Raw genomic sequence first — 9763 nt, 5'->3', positions numbered from 1 at the left:
CATCTCGTGCGTCCGTCTTGGCTTCACCAGCGTGCAGATCGGCAATCCTGCGCATGGCAAGCCCGGGAAGATAGGCCACCAGAATGCCTTCGGCCCGGGCGACCGTGACTGACAGGGCGCCTATCGTCGCCGGCTGGTCAACAACCAGCAACAGCTGCTCATGTTCTTTCAATCCGGCAATGAGCGCACGAAGCCGGCCTTCGTCATTGGGCAGAGCCTTATCGAATAGCCGCTTCCCTGATCGATTAAGCGCAACAGCATGATGTTTGCCTTTACCAACGTCGACGCCGATAAACACGTCAACCAACTCATAGTGTTCGATTTCTGTCATTTGGCTTCCATATTGTCAGTACGTTGGCTGTGCGACGGCGGTTGGTTTCAGCATCCACGTTACGGACGGCCTCGGTATGACCGGACCTAGCCCCTATTAGCGATCACCAGCCACCTACCAGGTCCGGTGACAACCCCCCCCCCGGATCATGGGCGACTGGAGGGGCAGCAATCATGCCGGACCTAGCTGGCCAACACCCCACATTCTGGGGTATGAACATAGTAACGGGGCGGTGGCGAGCGCGAAGTGCTTTTCCCGAAATTCATTCCAATGACGGTGTTTAGTGAGCAGAGCTTAAAAAGCTGCGTGACAAGAAATACAGTGGCCAGCACGCCGGGAGGACCCCGATGGTAATTGGACTGGATGACGATAGTGGGCGCATTCGAAAGTTGTTCCTACGCACAGCTCGACGGCTTGCCGTTGCGAAGAGTTGTTGACCGTTTCCGCTCTTCAGATCCGTCATGACCGGCTCAACATCGGGAACCAGGCGAATGCGAACAGAATTCTATGAGCATTACCGTCTTCAGCAAACCTTAATGAATGGCTCATGCTTTCTTCATGTCGCTCGTGGATACTATCCGCTAATCAATTCGGTGTGGTCAAGCACATTGAAGTCGCAATCCCAACAGAGTCGATAATGAACAGTTGTTTTATCAGAACAGAACTTACCGGTAGGCCTAGCGTCAATACGAAATCGTTCTTATCCGTAGGAGTGTTGCTGGTGTTATTTAGTGGAGGTTTTTCAACGTCCGTCAATGCGCGCGCGGATGACGCCAAGGTTAATTATGAGGCCGACATCACTGCAAACACACTTACTATCGGCACAGGTGCGGCATTCAGTCCAAGATATTCCGGCTCGGATCAAAATGTGCTGGCGCCGATAGTCGGAATTGATTTTGAGACCCGCAGCGGTTTCTTCGCCAGTACTACATACGGGCTCGGTTTTGGCAACGCGATTGGTAACTTCGACTATAGTGCGGCGCTGGGTTATCGGGATGGGCGCAGCGAAAAAGATGAAGTTTTCAGTAGTGGTAGCACGCGCTTGCGCGGCATGGGCGATATTAAAGGATCCACTGTCGCCCTGCTTGGCATCGGCTACATGCTGACAAAGTGGTTGAGCTTGAGCGTCACTGGTGAGATCGCTGTTTCGCAGAGAGGCAACGGCAACGCCTTCCATTTTGGCATTTCCAGCCCATTCTACACACGCGCCAATGACAGACTATCGCTGGGCGTGACCACTAGCGTCGGCGATAGCAAATACGTGCAGACTTATTACGGCGTCACCGCTCAACAAGCCGCAAACTCAGGTTACACGGCTTTCAAGCCCAAAGCCGGTCTGTATGAATTCAATACCAATTTGAGCTGGGAGCACCAGTTCGATTCGCATTGGGCGCTCCAGGCCACTCTTGGCGCAACGCAATTGCTGGGTGATGCGGCCAATAGTCCGATAACCAGGCGCAAGATATCACCAAATGCCTCAGCATATGTCACCTACAGCTATTAGCAGATCGCAGGGATGATAAAACAGGAGCCATACACGATGAAATTAACTCGCGGATGCAAGTATATAGACTGCGAAGATTTGAACTTAATTGCCCGTGCAACAGGATTTCCAAGCAGTACAACCGCAGCGGTAGTTGAAAAAAAAAGGACAGGCTCGGCGTTTGTGCCACTGGTGCTAGCGAGAGGTGCCAGACAAGGCCTGAGAGTACCTGGTGTCAGCGATGTCTTGCATGGCGCCTTACAAATTGTCCTCCGGATTAGCGGATTCGTGAAGCGTCGCCTGCAAAACTTAACCCTATTATCGGAAGTGACGCAACTTTTGCATGTGCAAGCAGGTATGGCAAGAAGCGACCATGGCTATGGTGGGCAGCGCATTACTCTGCACACCTGTCTATTGCATTCGCGTCCCGGCCTGTCGCATTTCGCCAAGCAACTCAAGCTCAGCGTCCGAACAGTCGTTCATTATCATCAGACCCGGCAATGGCTGGCCTATTGGAACGCAACGCCCATGCATGCCAAGCTGGCGCAAGCCACGCCTAGACTGCTGCAGAAAATCTACCGTCCGTACCAGTCACTGCGCCTGCGACGCCAGGACCGACTGAACATCCTGGTCAGTCACTATGACTTCATTTTCCGGCAAGGTCTCGGCCCCCTGGTCCTGTGCGCAACGCAAGCACCGGTACTGCTAGGTAGCTTCAGCGGCAAATCTGGGACTGTCTATGAGCTCCGGCTGTCGGCGATTGACAGGCTGGACCGGGAGGGTGAGTTGACGCTCGACCTGTGCAGCGATCAAAAACCACTGTTTTCGGTTGCCTTCACCTTCCATGGCAATGAGCAGGCCCTTTGTGTCGGCGTAGGTTGCCTGCAAGGCCCACGCGGCAGCGATTCCCAGGAACGGGTCCGCAGTGCTACCCGCGACATGTTCGGCCTGCGGCCAAAGAGCCTGATGCTGCGCCTGGTGCGAGAAATCGGCCGCGCTTATGGCTGTAAGAAACTGATCCTGGTGGGAAATCAAAATCGGGTCATGTTCCATCAAATCCGCACCGGCCAGGTATTCGCCGACTATGATGATTTTTGGCAAGAAATTGGGGCTATCCGTCGTCTTGACGGTGAATACCAACTCTCGTGCGACGCCATTGCCGCCCCCAACTTGCAAGCAATCCCCTCGCATAAGCGCTCGGAAGCGCGCAAGCGCATTGAACTGACTGAGCGCGTAGTCCAAGCCGCGCTGACGGGCTTTTCCAGCATACCTGGTGGTGAATCCAAAATTGACCAAACTACCTATGAACAAATGGTACTTGCCACAATTCGATTATAGCGATCAACTAAAAGGACTGGGCTGACAACCCAGGTGAAACCGGCTACCTGTGCGACATTGGGGGAGCCGGTTAAGCCATCGGGTGTGTACACTCGCTTTCGCTTACATTAGACTGGGCAGTAACCAGATTTGGAATCTAATGCTTGCCATGGCAAAATGGATGTCAAGCGCCGACAGAACATACTAGTTATTGACGGATACTTAATTAAGCGAACCAGGTTAACGTGCAAATGAATGAAATTAAAGGACGTCGCAAATTTATCAAGGCTGCAGGAGCTTTTGCAGCAGTATCTGCCCTGCCTATCATGGGTTGTGGAGGCGGCTCAGATGCTAGTACAAATTCGGGAGCATCGACTTCCGCTGCACAACGTATCGCGTCCAAGATGCTCATGTCCAGTAACACAGTTGTCTATCTCGCTCCACAAGAAGGAGGAGACCATGTCGCAACCTGGATGGCCTATGGGGCGACTGCTTCCGCATGGGGTGTTGCAAACAACGATGTCTCCAATAGCCGCGACATTGCGCGCGAAGATTTGATGCGAATTGCCGCTAATTTGTCGCGATTTGGCACGGTAAACATGCTGGTTGCGTCTGACACTGATCAAGCTGACGCAAACACAAAGTTGGACGCCATCTTTACGCAAAATCCTGTCAGTCCTAAAAACCAGATCGTCAAAATAACCGACCTCGCGAATACGACGTTTGGTTCGAATGGCAATATTCATGTATACGAACCTTCTGGTAAAACTTTGCCGCCCATGAGTCGAGGCAACATCAACCTCATCGTGCAGCCAATTAATGATCTATGGACTCGCGATACTGCGCCAGTGTTTGTGAAAGATGCAAGTGGTGCGGTCTATGGAGTTAATTTCAATTTTAACGGTTGGGGGCAAGAGCCAATTAGCACCGGTTTGATAGGCTGGGAAAAAGACGCCGCCAAAGCAGCCAATGGCGTTCAAGATCAGGATGTCAGCGCTGACAAGACGGTGGCGTCTTTTATTGACGTACGGCTTGGTGTGACCGAGCTGAGCACGTGGGTCACCATGGAGGGCGGGAGCATTGAAGTGAACGGGCGTGGCTTGGCTGTGGCGTCTGAGAGTAGCATTATCAATAACAATCGCAATCCGGGCAAAAGCAAAGCAGACTTTGAAGCTGAATTCAATCGTCTCTTTGGCGTGGAAAAAGTCATCTGGATTCCGGGGATAAAAGCTACAGAAATAACTGATGGGCACGTGGATTTCTATGCTCGCTTTTCAGACCAAAGCACCATATTGTACACATGGGACGGTGGAGTAAATGCCGACGGCGTAACACCTACGACAGATCAAGCGAATCTTGCCGCTTTGTCGGCCTTTCAGACTCAAGTCACTAATTGGTCAGTCGCAGACAAGCTTAAATACCTGGGTGGAGAAGCAGCGTTTTTGAAATTGGTTTCCTTGCCCACACCTAATTCGACAATGGTCCAAGCGGCTGTTCAGGCGCGAAATCCAGAGGTGTCCATGACCAGCCGGTCAAATTTCGAAGCAACATTTGCTGCTGGCTATGTAGGTTGTTACGAAACAAATAACTGCGTGCTGATGGGGCAGTTTGGTGACCCTGACTCGGATAAGTCGGCGTTTAATTTGATTCAACAAAATTATCCTGACCGTATCGTAATTCAGATCACTACCGATGGGATAGGCAATGCTGGGGGCACGATTCACTGTGCTACACAACAGCAGATCGCTTAGTGACTCAAATGAGCTGGATCTATGATGCGGGGGGGGGGGCCTGCGATTGGACCGGGGGGGTAAAAAATTCAAGCCGTCCGTTGTACGTGTTCTGCCTCGAATTGGTTTGGCGACATGTAGCCAAGCGCCGAGTGCATACGCCGGGCATTATAAATTTCTTCAATAGAGCGTGACAGGCGTGCTTTGACATAGGCAAATGTTGCATAGCCGGCCAAATAGACTTCTTCGACCTTGAGCGTCTTCATCAAGCTTTCCACTTGCGCTTGTCGTACGGATTGGCGACAGCGATCATCGAACCAATTAGGCCAGCCTGCGTTGCACGATATCACGCATTGCTGTAGAAGCTCAGATCGAAGAGAGCAACGTATATTTCGACTATAAGTCAAAATTGACATTCAATACACCGCCGTTGGCGGATTGAACGCTGCGAAAAACTTTCACCGCCAGTGCCTGCAATTGAACTGGCAATGGAACCAGCCCCGACTGTTCTATCGTGTCGTCCCCCTTGTTGAACGTCCAGAATATGAAACGCAACGCAAGCGTCATTTTTTCGTCGTTCAGGGCTCTCTTCGGTAAGGCAATATAAATAGGAAGAAGGATTGGCCAGTTGACGCCGAAATCCACTGCGGTCAGGGAGTTGACACCGCCCTTGACTTCGGTCGCCTGCGCGCTGACGACGCCGGAGCGGAGAAATCCGACGTCTGCTTTGACTATCGATCCTGTGTGATGCCTGAGTTTTACAAATTTCATCTGTTTCATGTTGCCAACATCCATTTCGACATAAGTGATTGCGCCAGGGATGTCACTCATTGCCCTTTCGATTGCTTCACCGCTATGTAAAAGTTGGACCTCGCTGGGCCACGTTACCGATTCGCCAATTCCAATTCTTTTTGAGAATTTGGTGGAATTTTTGGCGAGATAGGTGGTTACGGCGAGCGTGGCTCCTGATGCGTTGGATCGCGCAAAAGGTTTGATTCGCATTGGCGGTAGGGATAGATTCGGATTTAGCGCGCGAATGGATTCATGGTTCCATAAGGTGATTTCGCCTGACATGATACTTGCGAGTACCGGGCCGTCGAGGATCAATTTGTCGGATTCGATGCCGGGGAGATTCACGACGGGGACGATGGCCGTTACCATCGATGGAAATTGAATGAGTTTGCGGTCATCAAGTTCCGTGCGCGACAGAGCAATATCCGAAACGGAAAAATCCATGACACCCGATGAGATTTTTTTGGCAAAATCGTCGGTATTCTCCTCGACATACTTTAATAGAAATTTCTTCTCGACGGAATTGAAGTCGTTCCCCAACATTTTGTACACATACTGCATGTAGGGAGTGCCCGTGACATTGATGGTAATGAGGCTATCGCAAAACGCTGAATTTGCAGACAAACAAAATGCTGTCGTGAGAAATATCTTAACGCCTATATTTTTCATATTCCCTCCAATTTGTCAATTCAAGGATCGTCTAAAATCAGCCGGAGCGGGCTACAAGAAGGCAGGTCAGAAAATGCATGCGTCGCGTTTTCTTGTGAAACAAAAATGAGCGCGATACTCCTGATTTCAGAAGCGCGCGTTGATCTGATCGAGAGCTTACGGCATCGATCCGTGGCACCGGTGGTACGTGACGCTGTTCCATCGGGTTACCACGTGTCGATTTTGTGTTTCCTTCGCCTGGCACATATTTGGCCAAATGAAGGATTCATTATTTAATACAAAAAGAAATAAATCCGTACCGGTCAAGCATGTTCTTGTCCGTGGCTTGTGGCCTCCGGGACAATGACATTGTGTGAAATTTACCCTTGACGCGGTTGGATAATCACATTCCTCCCAAACACAAATATTTGATGACGATATAGTCATCCATTCCGTATTTGGAGCCCTCCCGTCCCAAGCCCGATTGTTTGACGCCGCCAAAAGGCGCAACTTCATTCGAAAAAATCCCGGTGTTTACGCCGACCATGCCGCATTCAAGTTGCTCGGCGACGCGCCAGATTTGCCCGATGTCGCGCCCGTAGAAGTAGGACGCGAGGCCGAATTCAGTATCGTTCGCCATGGCGATCGCCTGATCCTCGCTTTTAAAGCGAATCAATGGTGCCACGGGACCGAAGGTTTCTTCACGTGCGATCAGCATTTTCTGCGTCGCGTCTGCAATAACTGTGGGTTCAAAGAACGTTCGTCCGAGGCTGTGTCGTTTGCCACCGATGAGAACGCGCCCACCGTTTGAAATGGCGTCCTCAATGTGAGCCTCAACTTTTTCCACAGCCTTTTGGTTGATCAACGGACCTTGAGTGACGCCTTCCGTGAAGCCATTGCCGACCCGAAGGCGCTGCACTGCAGCGACCAATTTTTCGCTGAAGGCGTCGTACACGCTGTCGTGTACGTAAAAACGGTTGGCGCAAACGCAAGTTTGGCCGCTGTTTCGGTATTTTGACGCCATTGCTCCTTCGACGGCTGCATCAAGGTCAGCGTCCTCGAAGACGATGAATGGCGCGTTTCCACCTAATTCCAGCGACAATTTCTTGATCGTATGTGCAGACTGCGCCATCAAATGGCGTCCGACGGCGGTAGACCCGGTAAAACTCAACTTCCGTATGGTCGGATTGCTGCTCAATTCGCCGCCAATGGCTATTGGTTGTCCGGTGATTACATTGAACACACCTTTCGGGAGCCCGGCTCGATGGCCTAGTTCTGCCAGGGCGAGCGCCGAAAATGGCGTCAAGTCCGCCGGTTTGACAATCATGGTGCAGCCTGCGGCGAGCGCGGGCGCCGCCTTACGCGTGATCATTGAAGATGGGAAATTCCAGGGAGTGATCGCGGCGCAAACGCCGATGGGCTCCTTGGTCACGACGATTCGACGCCCGTGCGCCGGAGATGGAATAGTTTCTCCGTAGACGCGTTTTCCCTCTTCGGCGAACCATTCAATGAAGGAGGCCGCATAGGCGATTTCACCTTTTGCTTCTGCCAGCGGCTTTCCTTGTTCTGCCGTCATGATGGTGGCGAGGTCGCCAGAATTGGCGAGAATAAGGTCATGCCATGTGCGTAAAATCGCTGCACGTTCCTTTGCAAGCCTGCCTCGCCACTCCTTCCAAGCAGCATTGGCGGCTTCGATTGCACGACGGGTTTCGGCCTCTCCCATGTCCGGCACGCTTCCAATGACCGCACCCGTCGCGGGATTGGTCACTACAATCGTTTGGTCATTGTCGGCGCTGCACCATGCGCCATTCAGGTAAGCCTGCTGCTTTAGCAGAGTAGGGTCTTTTAGATTTAGCATTGCAATCTCAGTCTTTAGTGTAAGGGGCACTGCCGCAATGCGCGGCAGAGGATATCAAGTGCGTCGGACATGGTGGCGGAATCGATCGTCAACGGAAAAAGGAAGCGGATCACGTTGCCATATGTTCCGCACGTCAGCAATAACAGTCCTTCTTTCAATGCCTGTGCCTGCACTTTTTTCGCAAACGCGGCATCGTGCTTGCCAGTCTCGGGATGATTGAATTCCACTGCGATCATGGCACCTATTCCACGAATTTCCGCAATATGCGGAACCTCGGACCGTGCTTGCTCCAAGTGACTGCGTAACAGCTCGCCGAGTTGGTTGGCGCGGTCGTTTAGTTGTTCTTCTTCGATGACGTCGAGCACCGCGAGAGCCGCTGCGACCGCAAGCGGATTGCCGGCATAGGTGCCGCCCAAGCCACCCGGGCTCGGCGCATCCATGACGTCGGCGCGTCCGCACACTGCGGATAATGGCATACCACCGGCAAGACTCTTTGCCATCGTCATAAGATCGGGCACTACACCGTAGTGTTCCATTGCGAACAGTTTTCCGGTACGAGCAAATCCAGTTTGAATTTCATCGGCGATCATCAGGATTCCGTGTTGATCGCACAATTCGCGCACAGCCTTCATGAAATCGGATGGAGCGACGTTAAAACCGCCTTCACCTTGAATTGGTTCGACAATAACCGCGGCTACTCGCTTTGGATCGATGTCAGCCTTGAAAAGCTGTTGAATTGCCTCGATCGAGTGCTCCACCGAAACGCCGTGTAATTGGTTCGGAAACGGAGCATGGTAGATCTCCGCGGGAAAGGGGCCAAAACCCAATTTGTACGGATCTACCTTACCGGTCAACGCCATGCCCATCATGGTTCTGCCGTGAAAACCACCCGAAAATGCGATGATTGCAGGGCGGCCTGTCGCTGCCCGCGCGATCTTGATTGCGTTTTCCACGGCTTCCGCCCCAGTGGTGAAAAACGCGGTTTTTTTTGCGTATCGACCCGGTGCAAGGCGGTTAATACGCTCCGCTAATTCGACGTAGCTACCATAGGGAACAATCTGATAGGCAGTGTGTGTGAAATGCGCCATCTGTTCTCGAATTGCGGCCATGATTTTGGGATGGCGGTGACCCGTGTTCATCACTGCTATTCCGCTCGCGAAATCGATGTAGCGTTTTCCTTCTATATCCCAAAGTTCGGCGTTATTAGCGCGCTCCGCATAAAAATCGCACATGACGCCCACGCCGCGCGGGGTCGCGGCATCTTTCCGTGTTTTCCACTGTTCATTCGTCATACTCATGTTGCTGCTCCTAAGCTGTTTTCTTAATTCTTAATTAGTCCGGTTTCGCACTCCGGGGATCTGCAGACGGTTTTCGCCGCTTTGAGGGCGTTAGGCAAAAACACTTGGTGCCACTCAAGTTCGGGCTTATTCACCATCATGGATTTCATCGTAGCACATTTTATAGGTCGGTCGAGTGAATTAATCACTTGACTTATATAATTGCGATGCCTACCATGTGCAACATGTAAGTCAAATGGCCAGTAAATTGTGGCAGTTGATCCGTGGGATATCCGCGAGCAGCATGAGGCAAGTTCGACATGGCGC

General features: G+C 51.9%; 8 protein-coding genes. 3 read left to right on the top strand and 5 right to left on the bottom strand.

Translation table 11 applies throughout. The features are described 5' to 3' along the window. On the bottom strand, window positions 1-331 hold a 331-nt coding region (locus AC07V8_RS23770), incomplete at its 3' end, for an IS110 family transposase (protein ID WP_494680607.1). Window positions 332-1052: 721 nt separating this feature from the next. Between AC07V8_RS23770 and AC07V8_RS23765 the strand changes: the two genes are divergently transcribed. The 3 genes from AC07V8_RS23765 (at window position 1053) to AC07V8_RS23755 (ending at window position 4882) form a co-directional block, all read left to right on the top strand. Further along, on the top strand, window positions 1053-1835 hold the full coding sequence (locus AC07V8_RS23765; protein WP_494721502.1) for a MipA/OmpV family protein: 783 nt from the start codon (window positions 1053-1055) through the stop codon (window positions 1833-1835). 36 nt (window positions 1836-1871) lie between these two features. Beyond that, on the top strand, window positions 1872-3152 hold the full coding sequence (locus tag AC07V8_RS23760) for a VirK/YbjX family protein (protein ID WP_494680609.1): 1281 nt from the start codon (window positions 1872-1874) through the stop codon (window positions 3150-3152). 230 nt (window positions 3153-3382) lie between these two features. After that, entirely contained in the window at window positions 3383-4882 is a 1500-nt protein-coding gene (locus AC07V8_RS23755; RefSeq protein WP_494680610.1) for an agmatine deiminase family protein, read from the top strand. A 68-nt stretch (window positions 4883-4950) separates the two neighbouring features. On the opposite strand, the gene AC07V8_RS23750 is transcribed toward AC07V8_RS23755, so the two are convergent. The 4 genes from AC07V8_RS23750 to AC07V8_RS23735 all read right to left on the bottom strand — a co-directional run bounded on the left by AC07V8_RS23750 (window position 4951) and on the right by AC07V8_RS23735 (window position 9451). Beyond that, window positions 4951-5277 (bottom strand): integrase core domain-containing protein, encoded by a 327-nt coding sequence (locus AC07V8_RS23750; protein ID WP_494680611.1) that lies wholly within the window; start codon window positions 5275-5277, stop codon window positions 4951-4953. Next, window positions 5258-6322, bottom strand: coding sequence for a substrate-binding domain-containing protein (locus AC07V8_RS23745; RefSeq protein WP_494680612.1), 1065 nt, complete (start codon window positions 6320-6322; stop codon window positions 5258-5260). The genes AC07V8_RS23750 and AC07V8_RS23745 overlap by 20 nt, the downstream gene beginning before the upstream one ends. A gap of 382 nt (window positions 6323-6704) precedes the next feature. Continuing rightward, the gene (locus tag AC07V8_RS23740) at window positions 6705-8159 is read right to left on the bottom strand and encodes an NAD-dependent succinate-semialdehyde dehydrogenase (RefSeq protein ID WP_494680613.1); all 1455 of its coding nucleotides are present in this window, start codon (window positions 8157-8159) and stop codon (window positions 6705-6707) included. Between the two features lie 14 nt (window positions 8160-8173). Further along, window positions 8174-9451: a 4-aminobutyrate--2-oxoglutarate transaminase gene (locus AC07V8_RS23735; RefSeq protein WP_494680651.1), complete on the bottom strand. Its 1278-nt coding sequence runs from the start codon at window positions 9449-9451 to the stop codon at window positions 8174-8176. Window positions 9452-9763 lie beyond the last annotated feature (312 nt).

The sequence above is a fragment of the Collimonas sp. GW821-FHT02H07 genome, from assembly GCF_059421505.1.
The sequence above is the reverse complement of the archived record's forward strand: the minus strand, read 5'-3'. Positions and strand labels throughout refer to the sequence as shown.